The following is an 18,167-nucleotide window of genomic DNA, read 5'->3' as shown; positions in this document are numbered from 1 at the left end:
TGTTCGCGTACCAGTTCCTCCCAGGTCGGCATGACCGCGCGGTCGCCGGTCGCGTCGAAGGCGGCGGTGCCCGTCAGGGGGTCGTCGAGTTCGGGGTCGACGATCTCCGGGTTCGACATGGCGTCGAGAACCTCGGTCCTGTCATCGGTACTGGACATATCGGGCACCTCCATCAGGGCGTCCGGCGAAACGGAATCGTTGGCCACCTGGTCGTGGTGTGCGGCTACCTCGAGATCGGGTCCGGGAAACGGTCCGGAGCCGAATTCATCCCGCCCGGGCAGGCGGTACCCGGTCTCTGCTGCCGTACGGCGGGCTCGGGGCAGCTCGGGCAAGGTGGCGGACTCGCGTGCCGCATCGACCATGTGGATGGTGACGACCTCCTGATCGGGACCGAGGCGTAGGCTCGATAGAGCGGCCCGGGTATCGGGCCGTCTTTTACCGGTTACAACGGCGGGTTGGTAGTCCGTTGTTCCCGTTCTGCGCGTTCGATCTGCTGGTCTTGCGTAACCCTCACTCTTCCCTGCGCCGATATGGCCGGGGTGTGGAGATCCTGAGGGACACCTGAGAATGTTGCGACCCACTGCGCCGCGTTTGGCATAACCTCGGGGCGTGGCATCGAACCTGGAGCGAAATCTCGCCTACGTCGAGGAATCCGTCGTGGAGGACGAGGTACTCGTCAACGCCCGCGAACGGGCCACCGAGCTGGGAGCGGCCCCGGTGCCGCCGTCGGTCGGGGCTCTGCTGAGCATGTACGCGCAGCTGCTGGACGCCCGGGCGGTGGTCGAGGTGGGGACCGGTGCCGGGGTCAGCGGATTGTGGTTGCTCGACGGTATGCGCGAGGATGGCACGCTGACCACCATCGATTTCGAACCGGAGCATCAGCGGGCCGCCAAGGAATCCTTCCGGGCCGCCGATATCCCGCTCGCCCGGACCCGGCTCATCAGCGGCCGGGCGCTCGACGTGCTGCCGCGATTGGCGGACGGTGCCTACGACCTGGTCTTCCTGGACGCGGCGACGGTCGAGCAGCCGCAGTATGTGGCCGAGGCGGTGCGGCTGTTGCGGGGCGGCGGGGCGGTGCTGCTGCACAACGCGCTACTCGGCGGCCGGGTACCGGATCCCGCCCATCGTGACGCGGCCACCCAGGCGGTACGCGCGGCCACCCGGTTCGTGGCCGAGGATCCACGACTGACCAGTGTTCTCATTCCGTTGGGCGACGGCCTGCTCTGCGCTTCCAAGGGGTAGTTCGCCCGGCGGGCGAGTAGCTCGCGATTCGCCGTGGGTCGCCGGCCGGGTTTCGCATTGCCTGTCCCGGGTGCCTGGTGGCTGCCGGGCAGGGTCTCGGTTCCAGCCTTCTTTCCCGCCTCTGAGCTGTGGAGATTCGGCGTTTGCGGAATCTTGACGGTGCTACCCCTTGCGTCTTGATTGAACGAGTGTTTAGCGTATTGAACATGCGTTCAAGCGACGATCTGAGTACCCGGGCCCGGATCCGGGACGCGGCACTCGTGCTTTTCGGCGAACAGGGTTTCGGGGTCGGGGTGCGGGCGATCGCCTCCGCCGCGGGCGTCTCGCCGGGGCTGGTCAATCACCATTTCGGGAGCAAGGAGGGGCTGCGCCGGGAATGCGACGACCGCATCCGGGCGGTGATCCGCGAATCCAAGCTGAGTTTCATGGACCGGCCCTCGGCCGGGAATCTGCTCCAGCAACTAGGCGAGATCGACGAATTCGCCCCGGTCATCGCCTATATGGTGCGCAGTTTCCAAGCGGGCGGGGAACTGGCGACCGCGCTCTTCGAGCATATGGTCGAAGACGCCCAGCAATATCTCGAAGCGGGTATCGCCTCCGGAGTCATCCGCCGTCCCCGCGATCTCGCGGCGACGGCCCGCTACATGGCGACCAACAACGGCGGTGGGCTGCTGCTCTTCCTGCAGATGCGGGCCGATGCCGGTGCCGCGACCGACTACCGGCAGGCGTTGCGGGACTACGGACAGCAGATGCTCCTGCCCGCCCTCGAGGTTCTCAGCGAGGGCCTGCTCACCGACTCCTCGATGTACGAGGCGCTCCTCGCCCAGCAGGCGGGATCCGATGTCGAACCGACCGAGCGGGGTTCCCCGGACCCGGCCCGCGCCGGCGATACCGCAGGCGCCTCCGGCCCCCGCTCTCATAACGCATCCGACAAGGAGTTCTGATGACCTCGGCAATACATATCCGGGATCTGCACAAACACTTCGGGCAGGTCCGCGCGCTGGACGGACTGGACCTGGAGGTCGACGAAGGCGAAGTGCACGGGTTCCTCGGACCCAACGGCGCGGGAAAATCCACCACCATCCGGGTGCTGCTGGGACTGCTCGCGCGCACCTCCGGCGAGGTGCGGATGCTGAATCGCGACCCCTGGGCCGACGCGGTGGCCCTGCATCGCGAACTCGCCTACGTCCCGGGTGATGTCACCCTGTGGCCGTCGCTGAGCGGCGGCGAGACCATCGACCTGCTGGCCTCCATGCGCGGCGGTCTGGACCGCGACCGCCGTGCCGAACTGATCGACCGCTTCGAACTCGATCCCCGGAAGAAGGCCCGGACCTACTCCAAGGGCAACCGGCAGAAGGTCGCGCTGGTCTCGGCGTTCTCCTCGCATGCCCGGCTGCTGCTGCTCGACGAACCCACCTCGGGGCTCGATCCGCTGATGGAGCAGGTGTTCCGGGAATGCGTGGCCGAAGCGGCCGCTCGCGGGGCCACCGTGCTGCTGTCCAGCCATATCCTGTCCGAGGTGGAGGCCCTGTGCGAGCGGGTCACCATCATCCGCGCGGGACGCACGGTGGAAAGCGGTGCGCTCTCCGAGATGCGTCATCTGAGCCGGACCTCCATCACCGCCGAACTGACCGGCGATCCGGGGGATATCGCGGCCATCGCCGGTGTCGCGGATGTGAGCCTGCGTGACGGCACTCTGCGCTGCCAGGTCGACGGGGACCACCTCGCGGAACTGATCCGGGTGCTGGGCGATACCGGGGTGCGCAGTCTGGTCAGTCAGCCGCCGACCCTGGAAGAACTGTTCATGCGCCACTACTCGGTGAACGGCCGGGAGTCCGGCGAACTGCAGAAGGTACAGAAATGACCACCGCCGTCGCCGGAAGCGGCCGTCGCGTGTTCGATTCCCCCTCCGCGGGTACCGGGTTCACCGGCACACTGCGGCTACTGCGCCTCTACCTGCGGCGGGACCGGATCGTGGCGCCGCTGTGGATCCTGTTGCTGTCGCTGCCGCTGGGCGGGGTGTATGTCGCCAGTATCGAATCGGTCTATCCGACCGCCGCCGACCGGGCGTCCTTCGCCGCCACGGTGCTGGCCAGCCCGGCCCAGCTGGCCATGTACGGGCCCATCTACAACGATTCCCCCGGCGCTGTGGGTATCTGGAAGGCGGGGATGTTCCATACGCTGATCGCGGTGGCGACCATCCTCACCGTGATCCGGCACACCCGCGCCGAGGAGGAGACCGGGCGCGGTGAGATCCTGTCCGCCACCTCGGTGGGCCGCTACGCCAACCTCACCGCCGCCCTCCTGCTGGCCGGTGGAGGTGCGCTGCTGACCGGTCTGCTCGGCGCGGTGAGCCTGACCGCGAGCGATGTACCCGCCGCCGGGTCGCTGGGCTTCGGCCTGGCCCTGGCGGGTTCGGGCATGGTCTTCGCGGGGGTGGCCGCGGTGACCGCGCAGGTATGCACCGGTGCCCGGCTCGCCCGTGGGCTCGCGTTCACCGTGCTCGCGGTGACCTACACCCTGCGCGCCGTCGGTGACGCGCAGGCCGGTGCCGGGCCGGTGAACCCGCTGACCTGGCTCTCGCCGCAGGGCTGGTCGTTGCAGATCCGGCCGTACGCGGGGGACCGCTGGTGGGTTCTGGTCCTGCATATCGCGCTGCTGGCGGTGCTGCTGGGCGCGGCCTACACGCTGCTGCGGCGCCGCGATATCGGCGCCGGGCTCATCGCCGAACGGCTGGGGCCTCCCGCGGCGGGCCCCGCCCTGGCCGGGCCGCTGGGACTGGCGGCGCGATTGCAGCGCGGTTCGCTACTGGCCTGGACCATCGGTGTCGGGCTGTACGGGCTGGTGATCGGCAGCGTCGTCAACGGAATCGGCGACAGCTTCGCGGAGAACGAGACGCTGCGCGATCTGATCACCCGGATGGGCGGCTCGGATTCGATCGAGGATTCTTTCCTGGGTTACGCCTTCACCCTGCTGGGTGTCGCGGGCGCCGCGTACGCTGTCTCGGCGGCGCTACGGCCGGCCGCTGAGGAGAGCGGCGGTCACGCCGAATCCGTGCTCACCGGCGCGGTCGGCCGGCTGCGGTGGACGGCCTCGCATCTGGTGTTCGCCTTCGGTGGCCCGGTGCTGGTGATGCTCTCGGCCGGTGTGCTGGGCGGTCTGACCTACGGGATCGCCGCCGGCGATATCGCGGGGGAGATGCCCGGCGTGGTGGCCGCGGCGCTGGTGCAACTACCCGCGATCTGGTTCTTCGCCGCGGTGACCGTCGCGCTGTTCGGGCTCGTGCCGCGCTGGGCGGCGGTGGCCTGGGGGCTGCTGGTCGCCGCGGTCGCGGTGTTCCTGCTCGGGTCCATCTCCGGGGCCCCGCAGTGGTTCCGGGATCTGGAACCGTTCAGTCACGCACCGAAACTGCCGGGTTCGGAGTTCACCGTGACCCCGGTGGTGACGGTCGTGGTCATCGCTGCGGTACTGCTGGCGGCCGGGCTGGCCGGTATCCGGGGCCGCGATATGCGCTGACCTCCGCATCGGACGGGCCCGCGCGGAGGCGGGGCACGGTCGTCGCGACACCCTGGCCAGGGAAGTCGCGGCGACCGTGTCGTCCGGCGGGAGGCCGACGCCTCTCAGACCCAGGTGCCCTTGCCGACGGTGACCACACCGCCGTTACTGATGGCGAACCGGTCGCGGTCGCGTTCGAGATCCACCCCGATGATCTCCCCCTCGGACACCATCACGTTCTTGTCCAGGATCGCGCGCCGCACCACCGCGCCCCGGCCGATCCGCACCCCCGGCATCAGCACACTGCCCTCCACGGTGGCGCCCTCGTCGACCAGGACGTTGGCGCTGAGCACCGAATTACGGACGGTGGCCGCGGACAGCAGGCTGCCCGCCCCCACGATCGATTCCTGCGCCAGGCCGCCCCGGGCGAATTTGGCCGGGGGCAGGTTCTCGGCGGCGCCCCGGATCGGCCAGTGCCGGTTGTAGAGGTTGAACACCGGGTTCACCGACACCAGGTCCATATGGGCCTCGTAGAAGGCATCGATGGTGCCGACATCGCGCCAGTACCCGCGATCGCGATCGGTGGCACCGGGAACTTCGTTGACATCGAAATCGTAGACCGCGGCCTGTCCCGCCGAGACCAGCCGCGGAATGATGTCGCCGCCCATATCGTGATCCGAATCGGAATTCTCCGAATCGGCCTTGATCGAATCCACCAGCACCTTGGTGGTGAACACATAGTTGCCCATCGAGGCGAAGGTCGAGTTCGGATCGTCCGGAATACCGGGCGGATGGGCGGGTTTCTCCAGGAATCCGACGATCCGCCCGGATTCGTCGGAATCGATACAGCCGAAGGCGCCGGCTTCGCTGCGCGGCACCCGTATTCCGGCCACGGTGACCCCCGCGCCGGAATCGATGTGATGGGCGACCATCTGCTCGGGATCCATCCGGTACACATGGTCGGCGCCGAACACCACGATGTAATCGGGGTCCTCGTCGTAGATGAGATTCAGCGATTGCATGATGGCGTCCGCGCTGCCGGTGTACCAGCGCGGGCCGAGCCGCTGCTGCGCCGGCACCGGGGTGATGTATTCACCGGCGAAGCCGGATAATCGCCAGGTCTGCGAGATATGGCGGTCCAGGGAATGCGATTTGTACTGGGTCAGTACACACAGCCGCAGGAAACCGGCATTGACGAGATTGCTCAGGACGAAGTCGATGAGGCGGTAGGCGCCGCCGAAGGGAACGGCCGGTTTGGCCCGGTCGGCGGTCAGCGGGAAGAGTCGCTTGCCCTCGCCACCGGCGAGCACGATTCCCAGGACGTGCGGCTGGCTCCTCACAGTGCCAAACCTACCGAACGAGGTGGTCGGGACGTGTTGACCGCTCGGCGTCTACCGTGAATCCGTGAGTTTCGGTTCCAGCGGTCCGGGCGCGGCGCCCGCGGGCGATCCGCTACGGGTGGCCGTGCTCACCCGGGAATATCCGCCGGAGGTCTACGGCGGCGCGGGTGTGCATGTGACGGAATTGGTGGCGCGGCTGCGGCGGATGAGCACCGTGACCGTGCACTGTATGGGCGTGCCGCGGACCGGTGCCCGGGTACACGACCCCGATCCGGCGCTCGACGAGGCCAATCCGGCGCTACGGATGATGTCGGCGCAACTGCGGATGGCCGAGGCGGTGGGCCCGGCGGACCTGGTCCATTCGCACACCTGGTACTCGGGCCTGGCCGGGCATCTGGCCGCCACCCTGTACGGGATTCCGCATGTGGTCACCACCCATTCGCTCGAACCCCGGCGCCCCTGGAAGGCCGAGCAGCTGGGCGGCGGTTACCGGCTGTCGTCGTGGTCGGAGCGCAACGCGCTCGAACACGCGGACGCGGTGATCGCGGTGAGCGACTGGATGCGCCGCGATGTCCTCGACGCCTACCCCACGCTGGATCCGGCGAAGGTCCATGTGGTGCGCAACGGGATCGACGCGCGGGTCTGGCATCCCGGACCCCCGGAACCGGGCAGCCGCCGGATCCTGGACGAACTGGGGGTGCGCCCGGACGGGCCGCTGGCGGTGTTCGTCGGCCGGATCACCCGCCAGAAGGGGGTCGGGCATCTGCTGGCGGCCGCGCGTGCGATCGATCCCGGGATCCAGCTCGTACTGTGCGCCGGCGCCGCGGACACCCCGGAGCTGGAAGCCGAGGTGGCCGCCGCCGTCGCCGGATTGCACCGGGCCCGGGGCAATGTGTTCTGGGTGCGGGAGATGCTGCCCACCGAGCAGATCCGGCAACTGCTCGCGGCGGCCACGGTATTCGTCTGCCCGTCGGTGTACGAACCGCTGGGAATCGTGAACCTGGAGGCGATGGCCTGCGCGACGGCCGTGGTCGCCTCCGAGGTGGGCGGTATTCCGGAGGTGGTCGAGGACGGGCGTACCGGGCGGCTGGTGCGCTTCGACGCCGCGAATCCGGCCGGCTACGAGCGCGCCCTGGCCGCCGCGATCAACGATCTGGCCGGGGACCCGGTGCGCGCGGCCGAATTCGGCGCGGCGGGCCGGCGGCGGGCCCGGGCCGAGTTCGACTGGTACCGGATCGCCGAACAGACCCTCGACGTCTACCGGACGGTCTGCAAGCGCTGACGACTCAGGCCGGGGCCGGGGACGGCCCGGAAGCGATATCGCCGGCCAGCGGGGCGACCGCGCCGATGATCTCGCCGACCGTTTCGTCGTCGACACCGGCCGCCGTCAGGGATTCCGTCAGATGCCCGGCCACCAACTGGAAATGACGCATGGTGATACCGCGGCCCTGATGAACCTGTTTCATCGGCGCGCCGGTGTAGGGCTCCGGGCCGCCGAGGGCGGCCGCGAAGAATTCGACCTGTTTCCCGCGTAACCGGGACATATTGGTGCCAGTGAAGAAGCCGGCCAACTCGTCGTCGGCCAATACCCGGGTGTAGAAATCGGCGACGACGGCTTCCAGCGCCTCGTATCCGCCGATCCGGTCGAAGATCGTGGTGGTGGTTTTCTTCTTGCCGAATGTCGGTATCCGCATGTGTCCAGCACATCAGGGTGCTGTTACCCGTCCATCAGGCCGGTGTCGCGAGCCGATTGCACTGTGTGGCAGCGTGATTGCCCTGACCTCACAGGTGCTGAGGGGTGACGGTGAGGAAGGCGGGCTATCGGGGGCCGCCGAGCGGGGTGTGCACCGCCACGGTCACCGACGCGGTCACCGGGCAGGGATCCGGCAGAGCGGCGATACGATCCGCCGGAGCCGCCGCATGATGCGCCGACGGACCCATCCCGACCAGCGCGGCGATCGCCCCGTGCGAGAGGGACATCGGATACTCCACCGTCGTATCGCCGCGCCGCTCGAACCGCCCGGCCAGCGCCTCCCCGAGGCGGCGGTCCTTGTCGGGGTCGACCGTGACCATCCCGAGCGGATCGATCAGTTCTGCCAGATGGGCCGCCGTGGGGGTGACGACGATATAGCGACCACCGGGTGCCAGCGCCCGGGCGATCGCGTCCGGATTGCGCGGAGCGAACACCGACATGGCGAGCGTGATCGACCCGTCGCGGACCGGCAGTCCGCGCCACGCGTCGGCGACCACGGCCGCCGCGCGCGGGTGCGCGCGGGCGCAGCGCCGGCCGGCCGCCTTGGCCAGATCCAGGGCGATACCCCGGGCCTCCGGCAGTGCGTCCAGGACTCGTGCCGTGTAGTACCCGGTACCGGCGCCGATATCGAGGATTCGTTCGCCGGCCCGGTCGGGGCTCGACGACACAGCGGCCTCCGCGATCGCCGCGGCGATCGGCCCGAAATATCCGGCGCTCTGGAACGCGGATCGCGCGTCCAGCATGGCGGCGGAATCACCCGTGAGCTTGCCGGCGGCGCCGGTGAGCAAACTGACATAACCCTGCCGGGCGATATCGAAACTGTGTCCGCGTTCGCAGCGCAGCACGCGATCCGCGGAAATCAGGCCGCAGCCGCATTCGGGGCAACTCAGTACCTCGGCGGCCGCGGCGAGCGCCGACTCCTCGGCCGGTTGTCTAGCTGGTGACACTCTTCAATTCGTCGCCGAGTGCCGCGGCTTCGTCGGGCGTGAGTTCTACGACCAGACGCCCGCCACCCTCGAGTGGGACCCGCATGACGATCCCACGGCCTTCCTTGGTTGCCTCGAGGGGACCGTCCCCGGTACGGGGCTTCATGGCCGCCATCCTCTGCTCCCTCCAGATCTGCGCGATATGCTGCGCACTTGCTCGGATCTCCAGTTGTCACCAACCGGGCGGTCCGTCTGTGAAGACGACGGACCGCACTCGGTCCATTCTTCCCTATCGCGGCAGCTGGCGGATACTCGACGTCCAAAAGTGACCGGTCAGCCGGTGGTGTCGCCTCCGATATCGACCCAGCATTCGGCGAGATGGTCGTCGACCATCCCGGTGGCCTGCATGAGCGCGTAGGCGGTGGTCGGCCCGACGAAACGGAATCCGCGCCGTTTCAATTCTTTTGCCAGTGCGGTGGATTCGGGTGTGATCGCCGGAATATCGGTGATTTCCCGGGGCCGGGGCCGGGCCGGCGGCGCGAACGACCACAGCAGTTCGTCCAGATCGATATCGAGTTCGCGCGCGGCCCTGGCATTGGCGATACAGGCATCGATTTTGGCGCGATTACGCACTATCCCGGCGTCGGCGAGCAGGCGTTCCCGATCGGAGTCGCCGAATTCGGCGACCCGGTCGATGGCGAATCCGGCGAAGGCCTCGCGAAACGCGGGCCGTTTGCGCAGGATCGTGATCCAGGCGAGCCCCGATTGGAACGCTTCCAGGCACAACCGCTCGAACAGCGCGTCGTTTCCGTGCAGCGGCCGGCCCCATTCCTGATCGTGGTAATCCCGGTAGAGCTGTGAATCGATCGACCACGGGCAACGGATCCGGGTGTCCTGGGTCACTTCCGCTCCGGCTCGTGGTCGGAGGCCGGGATCGCCGCGCGCGCCTCGGCCAATTCGGACTGGAGTTCGTCTATCCGCGCGGCCAGCCGGGCCAGCGCCCAGTCGACCTCCCCGGCCTTGTAGCCGCGCACCACCTGCTGGAACCGCAGTGCCCGCACATCCGCCCCGGCGATCCCCTCGACCGGCAGCACCGTCGCGGTGGTGCCCCCCGGCAGCGGACCCAGCTCCTCCGACCGTCCGAAAAGGGCGCTGGCCAGCAGAAACAGAACTGTGGCCACCAATCCGACGATCAGTACGTACAGCAGCAGGGTGAGCATGGATCGAGTCTAGGTGCGCTCAGAGATGACGGGTGGTGTCGATACCCAGCGACATCCCGGCCAGTCCGCGCCGCCGCACGGCGAGCTTCCCGGCGACCTCGCGCAGGGCGACCGCCGATGGGCTGTCCGGATCACGCAGCACGATCGGGGTGCCCTCGTCGCCGGCTTCGCGCAGCGCCTGCTCGATCGGGATCTGGCCGAGCAGCGGCACCTCGGCCCCCACCGCGCGGGTGAGCCGCTCGGCGACCGCCTGTCCGCCGCCCGAACCGTACAGCTCCATTCGGGAGCCGTCCGGCAGGTCCAGCCAGGACATGTTCTCGACCACACCGGCGATCCGCTGCCGGGTCTGCAGGGCGATCGCGCCCGCGCGCTCGGCCACCTCGGCGGCGGCGATCTGCGGGGTGGTGACCACCAGGATCTCCGCGTTCGGGATCAGCTGGGCGATGGAGATCGCGACATCGCCGGTTCCCGGGGGCAGGTCCAGCAGCAGGACGTCCAGATCACCCCAGAAGACATCGGCGAGGAACTGCTGCAGCGCGCGGTGCAGCATCGGCCCGCGCCACACCACCGGGGTGTTGCCCTGGGTGAACTGCGCGATCGAGATCATCTTCACGTCGTGCGCGATCGGCGGCATGATCATCCGCTCGACCTGGGTGGGCCGGGCATCGGTACCGAGCATGCGCGGAATGGAATGGCCGTAGATATCGGCGTCGAGGACGCCCACCGACAAGCCGCGGTCGGCCAGCGCGGCGGCGAGGTTCACCGTGACGCTGGATTTGCCCACCCCACCCTTACCCGAGGCCACCGCGTAGACACGGGTCAGCGATCCGGGCTGGGCGAACGGGATCACCGGTTCGGCGGAATCGCCCCGCAGTTGTTTGCGCAGTTCGGTGCGCTGCTCGTCGTTCATCACATCGAGATCGACGGAGACCGCTCCGACACCGGGGACATCCGCGACGGCGGTGCTCACTCGCTGCGTGATCTCGGTACGCAGGGGGCAGCCGGCGGTGGTCAGGTACACCTCGACGTGCACATCGCCGTCCGGGGCGACTCGGATGCTCTTGACCATGCCCAGTTCGGTGATCGGTTTGCGGATCTCCGGGTCGTCGACCTTCGCGAGAGCGCCCCGCACCTCCGCTTCCGTTACCACTGGCATACCGCCGATGGTAGTGGCGTCAGATCTTGGGGAGTTCCGCGGGCCGTGGTGCGACCCCCGTGTTGTACGACTGCTCCCAGGCCATCACGTTCGCGACGTAGGCCATGGAGTTGTTGTAGCGCAGGATCGCCCTGGTCTGCTGGGCGGGATCGGACATGTCCAGACCGCCCGAGCACAGGTACTTCCCGGCGGTGAGGGTGGCGTCGTAGTAGTTCTGCGGATCGGAGATACCGTCCCGGTTGCCGTCGCCGGCGAACGCGGTCCAGGTTTCGGGAAGGAACTGCATGGGCCCGACCGCGCGGTCGTAGCCGCCGAAACCGTCGAGCGCGCCGCCGTCCGAATCGTGGATGACGTTGTTGCCCGACAGGCTGCCGTCGAGTACCGGCCCGAAAACGGGGGCGAGCGCGTTGCCGTCGGCGTCGGCCTTGCCGTTGTACATATGGGTGGATTCGACGCGACCAATACCGGCCAGCATCGTCCACGGCATATTGCAGTCGGGATTCTCCTGGGCCAGGATCTGCTCGGCATTGATATAGGCGGCCTCCGCGATACCCGGGATCCCGGACGCGGCGACCGGCAGATCGTTGCGGGCCCGATTCGGGTCCAGCGCGACCGTTTTCACCTCCACCCGGGCCTCGGGTGACTGTTTGGCCATCGCGTGCATCGCCGTATCGGCCACGGCGGCGGGGCCCATCGCCTGAACGGGGCCCGCGCTCAGTTCTTGCATATGCATCGACACCGAGGCCGCCGTGGGGTCGGTGGCCATGGCCGCCGCGGCGTTGGTCGCCACTACTCCGGCCGGTACCAGGCCGGTGAGCGCGATGACCGAACTACGGGTGACAGTGGCCGGTTGCTGCTTACGGTGACGCCCCACGTACTCAAGCCCTTCATCTCAACGCACAACCTTGCGGCCGCGGCCGGTGTCGCCGAACCGTGACCTTCGCTCCTCGAGGATACCGCATCCGAGACCTCTTCGTTACTGCCTCGTGACCAATATTTCTGGCGGAAGTGGGAATAGGGAAAGCCCTGCCGCCCACCGGAACACGGCGAAACCCCGGTCGGAGGCCGGGGTTTCGGCGCTGCCGGCGCGGGTGGGAGCAGTGCGCCCGGCCGGCTTCTCGTCGGCGTGTCTCAGGCGGGTGGGGCGGTGGGCCCGGGCGCCGCCGGAGCCGGTGCGGGCCCCTCGGCGGGAGCGGCCGGGGCGGGCGGCGGGACGTCGGCCCGGGTCGGCGGCGCCGGCGCCGGGAACACCACTACCGGAAGGGGAATGACGAGTCCGCCGGGCAGCGTGATGGACGGTGGCGCGGGAGCCGCGGGGGCGGGAGCCGGAGGCGCGGGCGCGGCCGGGGCGGCCTGCGGTGCCGGGTTGCCGGGTTCGGGTGGCGTCCCCGGTGCGGCCGGCGCGTTCTGTCCCTCGGGGGTGACCGGTGCCGGTCCACGTTCGGGCAACGTCTCGCCCACCTTCGGTGAGCCCGGCGCCGGCGGGCACAGCAGACCGCACGGAATCGGCGGCAGGCCCGGGACCCGGATCATCGGTTCCGGGCGCGGGACCTGAACGGTGGCGGTCGGCGGCGGTGGGGGGACCGCCGTATCGGTCTGTGCCGCCAGCAGATCCGGCGACCCGGGCGGGAGCTGGGTCGGCGCGCTGCCGGGCGGGACCAGATCGGGAGAGACCGTGACCGGTGCGGGCCGGCCGCCGGTGCGGTAGGCGGCCGACCAGCTCAGCACGGTGGCCGCGTAGGACATCGAGTTGTTGTAGCGCAGTACGGCGCGTAGTTCCTGTTGCGGGTCACGCAGATTCAGGCCGCCCGAGCACAGGTACTTGCCGGCGGCCAAGGTCGCGTCGAAGACGTTGTGCGGATCGGCATGACCGTCGGCATTGCCGTCGGCCGCGTAGTGCGCCCAGGTGCCGGGCAGGAACTGCATGGGACCGAGGGCGCGGACGTAACCGCCGTCGGCGGAACGGATGACCTCGTTGCCGGGCAGGGTGCCGTCCAGCGCGGGGCCGAAAATGGGTGGATTGGTGGTTCCGGCCGCGTCGGTGCGCCCGTTGCTCGCGTGCCCCGACTCGATCCGGCCGATGCCGGCGAGCAGATTCCAGGTGACCCCGCAGCCGGGGGCCGAGGTCTGCAGCGCCAGTTCGGCGTTGCGGTAGGCGGCCAGCACGATCTCCGGAATGCCCAGTACCCCGTTGCCGCCCGGCAGGGTGAGGGTCTGCAGCGGGACCGTGCCCGCGAACGGTGCCGTACCCAGCGGTGACAGGGCGCGCAGTTTGCGTGGTGTGGTGGGCTCCGCGGGCAGGATTCCGAGTGTCTGGGTCACTGGGGCATCGGGGTCGGCCGTTCGGTCGCCGACCCGGTTCGCGTTCACCGCCAGTCTCGTCCCGGTAGCTTCCGGTGGTGTCGACGAGAAGGTGGTGTGTGCTGCTGAACCGCTGGCTACCAGGCCCGCCATGACGAGAGCCGACATTGCCACAGGGGTAGGTATCCGCATCCGGCTCCACCATTCCTCTATGTCACGGGTGAGCGACCGTCTCGGACATTCCCGGATGGCGCGCTCGGGACAACGTGATCCAGGTTACCTACCGGTCAGGAGCATATTGTGGATTTCCGGTCAATCGTCCGCGAGAGGCGGTGAAACCGAGTCCGTAACCGGCTTGTGACCGGAGGTTTTCTTGCGTTTCGGCTTCGTTGCTTTGTCCGGGCCGCGCGTCGGACCCACACCCGCCGCACCCTCGACGCGATCGAGGGCGTCGCGGATCTCGTCGAGTTCGCGGCGAAGGTAATCGCGGGTGGCGACCTCGCCCACCGCCAGCCGCAGCGCCGCCAATTCGCGCGCCAGGAACTCGGTGTCGGCCTTGGTCTGCGCCGCCCGCAGCCGGTCTTCCTCGAGTGAGACCCGGTCGCGGTTGTCCTGCCGGTTCTGTGCCAGCAGGATCAGCGGCGCGGCATAGGCGGCCTGGGTGGAGAAGGCCAGATTCAGCAGGATGAACGGATAGGGGTCCCAGCGCAGCGCGACCACGAAGATGTTCAGGATGATCCAGACGATCACCACCACCGTCTGCAGCGCCAGATAGCGCCCGGTGCCCAGGAACCGGGCGATCCGTTCGCTGCCGCGGGCCAGCGCCTCGGCATCCCAGTCGAATCGGAACCTGCCCTCCACGGGGGTTTCCAGCCGCTGCCGCGCCGAGGACGTGGTTCGCCCGGCGGTGCCCTTCTCGGTCGTCACGGGCGTACACCCTCGTACAGTTGCTCGTCCTCACGCCAATCCCGGGGCAGCAGGTGATCGAGCAGATCGTCCACGCTCACCGCGCCCAGCAGATGGCCCTGTTCGTCCACCACCGGCCCGCACACCAGGTTGTAGCTGGCGAAATACCGGGTCACCGCGGACAGCGGCAGATCGGGGCGCAGCGCACCGAGATCGGTATCGAGGATGCCGCCCACCAGATGCGCCGGGGGCTCACGCAACAGCTGCTGCAGATGCACGCAGCCGAGATAGCGGCCGGTGGGTGTCGCGGTGGGCGGGCGCACCACGAACACCATCGAGGCCAGGGCGGGGGTGAGATCCGGATCGCGTACCCGGGCCAGGGCCTCCGCCACGGTCGTCGCCGGGGTCAGGATCACCGGCTCCGGCGTCATCAGACCACCCGCGGTATCGGGGGAGTGCTCGAGCAACCTGCGCACCGGCTCGGACTCCTGCGGATCCATCAGGGTCAGCAGCGATTCGGCCTCGTTCTCCGGCAAGCCGCCGAGCAGATCGGCGGCATCGTCGGGATCCATGGCCTCCAGCACATCGGCGGCCCGGCCGACCTCGAGCTGGCCGAGCAGTTCCACCTGATCGTCGCCGGACAGTTCCTGCACCACATCGGCGAGCCGTTCGTCGTCGAGGGCCACGGCCACCTCCAGGCGGCGTTTGGCCGGAAGCTCGCGCAGCATATGCGCCACGTCCGCGGCGCGCTGACCCTCGAACTGCTCCAGCAGCGCGCTGACATCCTGGCCGGGGCGCCCGATTTCGTACGGGGTGAGCCCGTCCACCCGGGCCCAGTCCACCACATGCACGGTGCGCCGCCGGCCCAGCCGCCGGTGCCCGCGCACGGCCACCCGGGCGACCCGCCAATCCCGGGTGCGGGTCAGCGCTATCCCGAGGTCCACGACGAAAACGTCCACCCCGGCCAGATCGGGCAGATCCGGATCGTCCACCCGCACCGAGGAGTCCACGATCTGCGCCATGGCCAGCAGTTCGCCCGGCCGCTGGGCGAACCGGCGCAGACTCACGGTGCCGGTGTTCAGATTGACCGAACCGGGTTCGATGGCGGTGACCCGCAGCATCGGCACGAAGATCCGGCGCCGGGTCGGCAACTCCACCACCAGCCCGTGCACCCGCGGCTCCTGCCGGTCGTAGCGGACGGCCACCACGACGTCACGGACCCGGCCGATAGACTCACCGTCCGGCCCCAGCACCGCCAGGCCGGTCAGCCTGGCGATATACACCCTGGTAGCTGCCATGACTGCCAGGCTAGATGTTCCGGGGCCGGACCGGGCCGACCACAGGAGTGTTCATGAAGCCGCGCCGTTCCGTGCTCGCCGTGCCGGGCAGCAACCCGAAGATGATCGCCAAGGCCAAGGGCCTGCCGGTCGACGAGATCTTCCTGGACCTCGAGGACGCCGTGGCGCCCGGCGCCAAAGCGGCCGCCCGCGCCAATATCGTGGCCGCGCTCAACGACTCCGGCTGGGGGGAGCAGCTGCGGGTGGTGCGCGTCAACGACTGGACCACCCAGTGGACCTACGCCGATGTGATCTCGGTGGTGGACGGCGCCGGTACCGCGCTCGACGCCATCCTGCTCCCCAAGGTGACCGACGCCGGGCAGGTCCGCGCCCTGGATCTGCTGCTGAGCCAGCTGGAGCGGGCCAACGGTCTCGAACCCGGCCGGATCGGGATCGAACCGCAGATCGAGAACGCGCTGGGCCTGCGCAATATCGACGAGATCGCCACCGCGAGCCCGCGGGTGCAGACCCTGGTCTTCGGCCCGGCCGATTTCATGGCGAGTATCAATATGCGCACGCTGGTGGTCGGCGAACAGCCGGAGGGCTACGACACCGGCGACGCCTACCACCACATCCTGATGACCATCCTGCTCACCGCCCGCGCCCACGGGCTGCAGGCCATCGACGGGCCCTACCTCCAGATCCGCGATATCGACGGTTTCCGGCGCGCGGCCGGGCGCACCGCCGCACTGGGCTTCGACGGCAAATGGGTCCTGCACCCGGGCCAGGTGGATGCCGCCAACGAGATCTTCAGCCCCCGGCAGTCCGATTACGACCACGCGGAACTCATCCTGGACGCCTACGCCTATCACACCTCCGAGGACGGCGGCGCGTGCGGCGCGGTGATGCTCGGCGACGAGATGATCGACGAGGCGAGCGCGAAAATGGCGGTCGTGATCGCGGAAAAGGGCCGCGCGGCAGGTATGAAACGCACCACCACCTTCACCCCACCGGAATAACGGGCGGCCGGGGGTTCGGACACGATTTGTCCGGATGCGCCACAATCTAGGTATGACGAACCCATTAGGGAGCTCGAATCGCGGTCGACAGGGGCTGCCGACGCCGCCTTCGGGGTGGCCGATCGGTTCGTACCCGACCTATGCCGAGGCGCAGCGCGCCGTGGACCATCTGGCCGATAATCAGTTCCCCGTCCAGAACGTCACCATCGTCGGCGTCGATCTCATGCAGGTCGAACGGGTGCTCTACCGGTTGAACTGGGGGAAGGTGATCGGCGGGGGTGTGGTGTCGGGCGCCTGGCTGGGCCTTTTCCTGGGCCTGCTGCTGAGCCTGTTCACGACCAACGGGATGGCCGGTCCGCTGCTGGTCGGCCTGGTCGGCGGCATCATCTTCGGGGTCATCTCCACCACGATCCCGTACGCCGCGACCCGCGGTCAGCGCGATTTCGCGTCGACCATGCAACTGGTGGCCGGCCGCTACGACGTACTGTGCGATCCGAAGACCGCCGAGCAGGCGCGTGATCTGCTGGCCAAGCTGGCGATCTGACGGATGGATGTGATCGAACGGGTCCGGTCGGCGGTGGCCGGTCATTTCGATATCGACGTGGCGGCCGTGGACACCGCGTCGGTGACCTTTCTCGGGCTGGAACCGATCGAGATCCTGCGCATCCCCGGTGACGGGGTGGTGCACTACGCGACGGTGGGCGGATCCCGCCATCCGATGGGCGATCCCACCGCGGTGACGGCGGACCCGGTGCGGGGGCCGCGCGCGGAGCTGGTGCTCACCGTGCGGGCGGGCGCGGGGTCGGGTTCCGGCGTCGCGAAATCGCTGGGCGTCCTGGCCGCTTCGCCCGCGGTCGAAGGCGTTGTGCTCCAGGCCGACGCGCTACTGGATCTGGGGGAACCGATCTGGCAGGCCGCGCCGTTCACCGCGGTGCTGCTGGGGCCGGGTGGGATTCCGGAGATCGAACTGCCCGAACCGGCCGATCCGGTGCGGTATTTCGCCGCGACCCCGGTCACGGCCACCGAGGCGGCGTGGGTGCGGGTGCGCGGGGCGCAGGCGCTACGCGATGCGTGGACCGAAGCGGGTATCGATGTGCTGGACCCCGGCCGCGGTGCGGCGTCGCTGTGACGGCCGCGGTGCGGCGTCGCTGTGACCGCTAAAGCCAGTTGTTGCGCCGGAACAGCATCATCAGCAGGCCACAGATTCCGGCGATGAGCAGCAACGCCACCGGATAACCCCAGGTCGTCTTCAGTTCGGGCATATGCTCGAAATTCATGCCGTAGATCCCGGCGATCATCGTGGGGACCGCCGCGATCGCCACCCAGGCGGAGATCTTGCGCATATCGGTGTTCTGCTGAACGGTGATCTTCGCCAGTGCCGCGTTGATGAGCGCACTGAGGGAGTCGTCGAAATCGGTGATGCGATCGGAGACAGCCGTGTGATGGTCGGCGACATCGCGCAGATAACGCCGGATCTCGGGGTCCAGCGGCAGTTCTTCGTTACGCACCAGGATGTCCAGCGGCATATCCAG

20 protein-coding genes and 1 pseudogene are annotated in these 18,167 nt (G+C 68.8%); 8 read left to right on the top strand and 13 right to left on the bottom strand.

The features are described from left to right. Window positions 1–119, bottom strand: a pseudogene (locus tag ACWDU1_RS14210) (RNA polymerase sigma factor SigE); the annotation flags it as partial. A 490-nt stretch (window positions 120–609) separates the two neighbouring features. Between ACWDU1_RS14210 and ACWDU1_RS14205 the strand changes: the two are divergent. From ACWDU1_RS14205 to ACWDU1_RS14190, 4 genes are all read left to right on the top strand, one after another. After that, window positions 610–1,242 carry an O-methyltransferase gene (locus tag ACWDU1_RS14205; RefSeq protein WP_449998623.1) on the top strand — a complete coding sequence of 211 codons (633 nt, stop codon included), beginning with the start codon at window positions 610–612 and terminating at the stop codon, window positions 1,240–1,242. 206 nt (window positions 1,243–1,448) lie between these two features. Further along, window positions 1,449–2,186 (top strand): TetR family transcriptional regulator, encoded by a 738-nt coding sequence (locus tag ACWDU1_RS14200; RefSeq protein ID WP_449998621.1) that lies wholly within the window; start codon window positions 1,449–1,451, stop codon window positions 2,184–2,186. Then, complete coding sequence (locus ACWDU1_RS14195) at window positions 2,186–3,106, top strand: ABC transporter ATP-binding protein (RefSeq protein WP_449998619.1); 921 nt, start codon at window positions 2,186–2,188, stop codon at window positions 3,104–3,106. The genes ACWDU1_RS14200 and ACWDU1_RS14195 overlap by 1 nt, the downstream gene beginning before the upstream one ends. Further along, a complete protein-coding gene (locus tag ACWDU1_RS14190; protein ID WP_449998617.1) occupies window positions 3,103–4,758 on the top strand; it encodes an ABC transporter permease in 1,656 nt (551 codons plus the stop codon). The genes ACWDU1_RS14195 and ACWDU1_RS14190 overlap by 4 nt, the downstream gene beginning before the upstream one ends. A 104-nt stretch (window positions 4,759–4,862) precedes the next feature. Here the strand turns inward: ACWDU1_RS14190 and glgC are convergent, their stop codons facing one another. Then, the gene (gene glgC / locus ACWDU1_RS14185) at window positions 4,863–6,077 is read right to left on the bottom strand and encodes a glucose-1-phosphate adenylyltransferase (RefSeq protein WP_449998616.1); all 1,215 of its coding nucleotides are present in this window, start codon (window positions 6,075–6,077) and stop codon (window positions 4,863–4,865) included. 64 nt (window positions 6,078–6,141) lie between these two features. Here glgC and glgA point away from each other — a divergent pair, with 64 nt between their 5' ends. After that, the gene (gene glgA / locus ACWDU1_RS14180) at window positions 6,142–7,359 is read left to right on the top strand and encodes a glycogen synthase (RefSeq protein ID WP_449998614.1); all 1,218 of its coding nucleotides are present in this window, start codon (window positions 6,142–6,144) and stop codon (window positions 7,357–7,359) included. A 4-nt stretch (window positions 7,360–7,363) separates the two neighbouring features. On the opposite strand, the gene ACWDU1_RS14175 is transcribed toward glgA, so the two are convergent. The 10 genes from ACWDU1_RS14175 to ACWDU1_RS14130 form a co-directional block, all read right to left on the bottom strand. Beyond that, complete coding sequence (locus ACWDU1_RS14175; RefSeq protein ID WP_449998613.1) at window positions 7,364–7,771, bottom strand: group I truncated hemoglobin; 408 nt, start codon at window positions 7,769–7,771, stop codon at window positions 7,364–7,366. 124 nt (window positions 7,772–7,895) lie between these two features. Then, a complete protein-coding gene (locus ACWDU1_RS14170; protein ID WP_449998612.1) occupies window positions 7,896–8,777 on the bottom strand; it encodes a putative RNA methyltransferase in 882 nt (293 codons plus the stop codon). Next, entirely contained in the window at window positions 8,764–8,931 is a 168-nt protein-coding gene (locus ACWDU1_RS14165) for a DUF3117 domain-containing protein (RefSeq protein ID WP_011211259.1), read from the bottom strand. Before ACWDU1_RS14165 ends, ACWDU1_RS14170 begins: the two co-directional genes overlap by 14 nt. A 158-nt stretch (window positions 8,932–9,089) precedes the next feature. Then, a complete protein-coding gene (locus tag ACWDU1_RS14160) occupies window positions 9,090–9,659 on the bottom strand; it encodes a DNA-3-methyladenine glycosylase I (protein ID WP_449998610.1) in 570 nt (189 codons plus the stop codon). After that, window positions 9,656–9,976: a DivIVA domain-containing protein gene (locus tag ACWDU1_RS14155; RefSeq protein ID WP_449998609.1), complete on the bottom strand. Its 321-nt coding sequence runs from the start codon at window positions 9,974–9,976 to the stop codon at window positions 9,656–9,658. Before ACWDU1_RS14155 ends, ACWDU1_RS14160 begins: the two co-directional genes overlap by 4 nt. A 19-nt stretch (window positions 9,977–9,995) precedes the next feature. Continuing rightward, complete coding sequence (locus ACWDU1_RS14150) at window positions 9,996–11,132, bottom strand: Mrp/NBP35 family ATP-binding protein (protein WP_449998607.1); 1,137 nt, start codon at window positions 11,130–11,132, stop codon at window positions 9,996–9,998. Between the two features lie 19 nt (window positions 11,133–11,151). Further along, window positions 11,152–12,006: a lytic transglycosylase domain-containing protein gene (locus ACWDU1_RS14145; RefSeq protein WP_449998605.1), complete on the bottom strand. Its 855-nt coding sequence runs from the start codon at window positions 12,004–12,006 to the stop codon at window positions 11,152–11,154. Window positions 12,007–12,263: 257 nt separating this feature from the next. Further along, window positions 12,264–13,454: a lytic murein transglycosylase gene (locus ACWDU1_RS14140; protein WP_449998603.1), complete on the bottom strand. Its 1,191-nt coding sequence runs from the start codon at window positions 13,452–13,454 to the stop codon at window positions 12,264–12,266. Between the two features lie 291 nt (window positions 13,455–13,745). Continuing rightward, the gene (locus tag ACWDU1_RS14135) at window positions 13,746–14,360 is read right to left on the bottom strand and encodes a DUF1003 domain-containing protein (protein ID WP_449998602.1); all 615 of its coding nucleotides are present in this window, start codon (window positions 14,358–14,360) and stop codon (window positions 13,746–13,748) included. Beyond that, on the bottom strand, window positions 14,357–15,637 hold the full coding sequence (locus ACWDU1_RS14130; protein ID WP_449998600.1) for a magnesium transporter MgtE N-terminal domain-containing protein: 1,281 nt from the start codon (window positions 15,635–15,637) through the stop codon (window positions 14,357–14,359). The genes ACWDU1_RS14135 and ACWDU1_RS14130 overlap by 4 nt, the downstream gene beginning before the upstream one ends. Window positions 15,638–15,690: 53 nt before the next feature. Between ACWDU1_RS14130 and ACWDU1_RS14125 the strand changes: the two genes are divergently transcribed. The 3 genes from ACWDU1_RS14125 to ACWDU1_RS14115 are packed head-to-tail and all read left to right on the top strand — an operon-like array spanning window position 15,691 to window position 17,764. Next, a complete protein-coding gene (locus tag ACWDU1_RS14125; RefSeq protein ID WP_449998598.1) occupies window positions 15,691–16,635 on the top strand; it encodes an HpcH/HpaI aldolase/citrate lyase family protein in 945 nt (314 codons plus the stop codon). A 52-nt stretch (window positions 16,636–16,687) separates the two neighbouring features. Next, window positions 16,688–17,179, top strand: coding sequence for a general stress protein (locus tag ACWDU1_RS14120; RefSeq protein ID WP_449998597.1), 492 nt, complete (start codon window positions 16,688–16,690; stop codon window positions 17,177–17,179). A 3-nt stretch (window positions 17,180–17,182) separates the two neighbouring features. After that, complete coding sequence (locus tag ACWDU1_RS14115) at window positions 17,183–17,764, top strand: suppressor of fused domain protein (protein WP_449998595.1); 582 nt, start codon at window positions 17,183–17,185, stop codon at window positions 17,762–17,764. Window positions 17,765–17,792: 28 nt separating this feature from the next. Here the strand turns inward: ACWDU1_RS14115 and ACWDU1_RS14110 are convergent. After that, the coding region (locus ACWDU1_RS14110) for a CorA family divalent cation transporter (RefSeq protein WP_449998593.1) at window positions 17,793–18,167 on the bottom strand (375 nt) is incomplete at its 5' end.

The organism is Nocardia sp. NPDC003345, assembly GCF_053589395.1.
Note: the sequence above shows the minus strand (reverse complement) of the source record. Positions and strands in the feature narration are given on the sequence as shown.

What these genes read in the sequence shown, in the direction of transcription:
- ACWDU1_RS14115 (WP_449998595.1), top strand. Translation starts at nt 17,183, where the DNA reads ATGGATGTGATCGAACGGGTCCGGTCGGCGGTGGCCGGTCATTTCGAT.
- ACWDU1_RS14130 (WP_449998600.1), bottom strand. Translation starts at nt 15,637, where the DNA reads ATGGCAGCTACCAGGGTGTATATCGCCAGGCTGACCGGCCTGGCGGTG.
- ACWDU1_RS14165 (WP_011211259.1), bottom strand. Translation starts at nt 8,931, where the DNA reads ATGGCGGCCATGAAGCCCCGTACCGGGGACGGTCCCCTCGAGGCAACC.
- ACWDU1_RS14200 (WP_449998621.1), top strand. Translation starts at nt 1,449, where the DNA reads ATGCGTTCAAGCGACGATCTGAGTACCCGGGCCCGGATCCGGGACGCG.
- ACWDU1_RS14125 (WP_449998598.1), top strand. Translation starts at nt 15,691, where the DNA reads ATGAAGCCGCGCCGTTCCGTGCTCGCCGTGCCGGGCAGCAACCCGAAG.
- ACWDU1_RS14150 (WP_449998607.1), bottom strand. Translation starts at nt 11,132, where the DNA reads ATGCCAGTGGTAACGGAAGCGGAGGTGCGGGGCGCTCTCGCGAAGGTC.
- ACWDU1_RS14190 (WP_449998617.1), top strand. Translation starts at nt 3,103, where the DNA reads ATGACCACCGCCGTCGCCGGAAGCGGCCGTCGCGTGTTCGATTCCCCC.
- ACWDU1_RS14155 (WP_449998609.1), bottom strand. Translation starts at nt 9,976, where the DNA reads ATGCTCACCCTGCTGCTGTACGTACTGATCGTCGGATTGGTGGCCACA.
- ACWDU1_RS14175 (WP_449998613.1), bottom strand. Translation starts at nt 7,771, where the DNA reads ATGCGGATACCGACATTCGGCAAGAAGAAAACCACCACCACGATCTTC.
- ACWDU1_RS14120 (WP_449998597.1), top strand. Translation starts at nt 16,688, where the DNA reads ATGACGAACCCATTAGGGAGCTCGAATCGCGGTCGACAGGGGCTGCCG.
- ACWDU1_RS14195 (WP_449998619.1), top strand. Translation starts at nt 2,186, where the DNA reads ATGACCTCGGCAATACATATCCGGGATCTGCACAAACACTTCGGGCAG.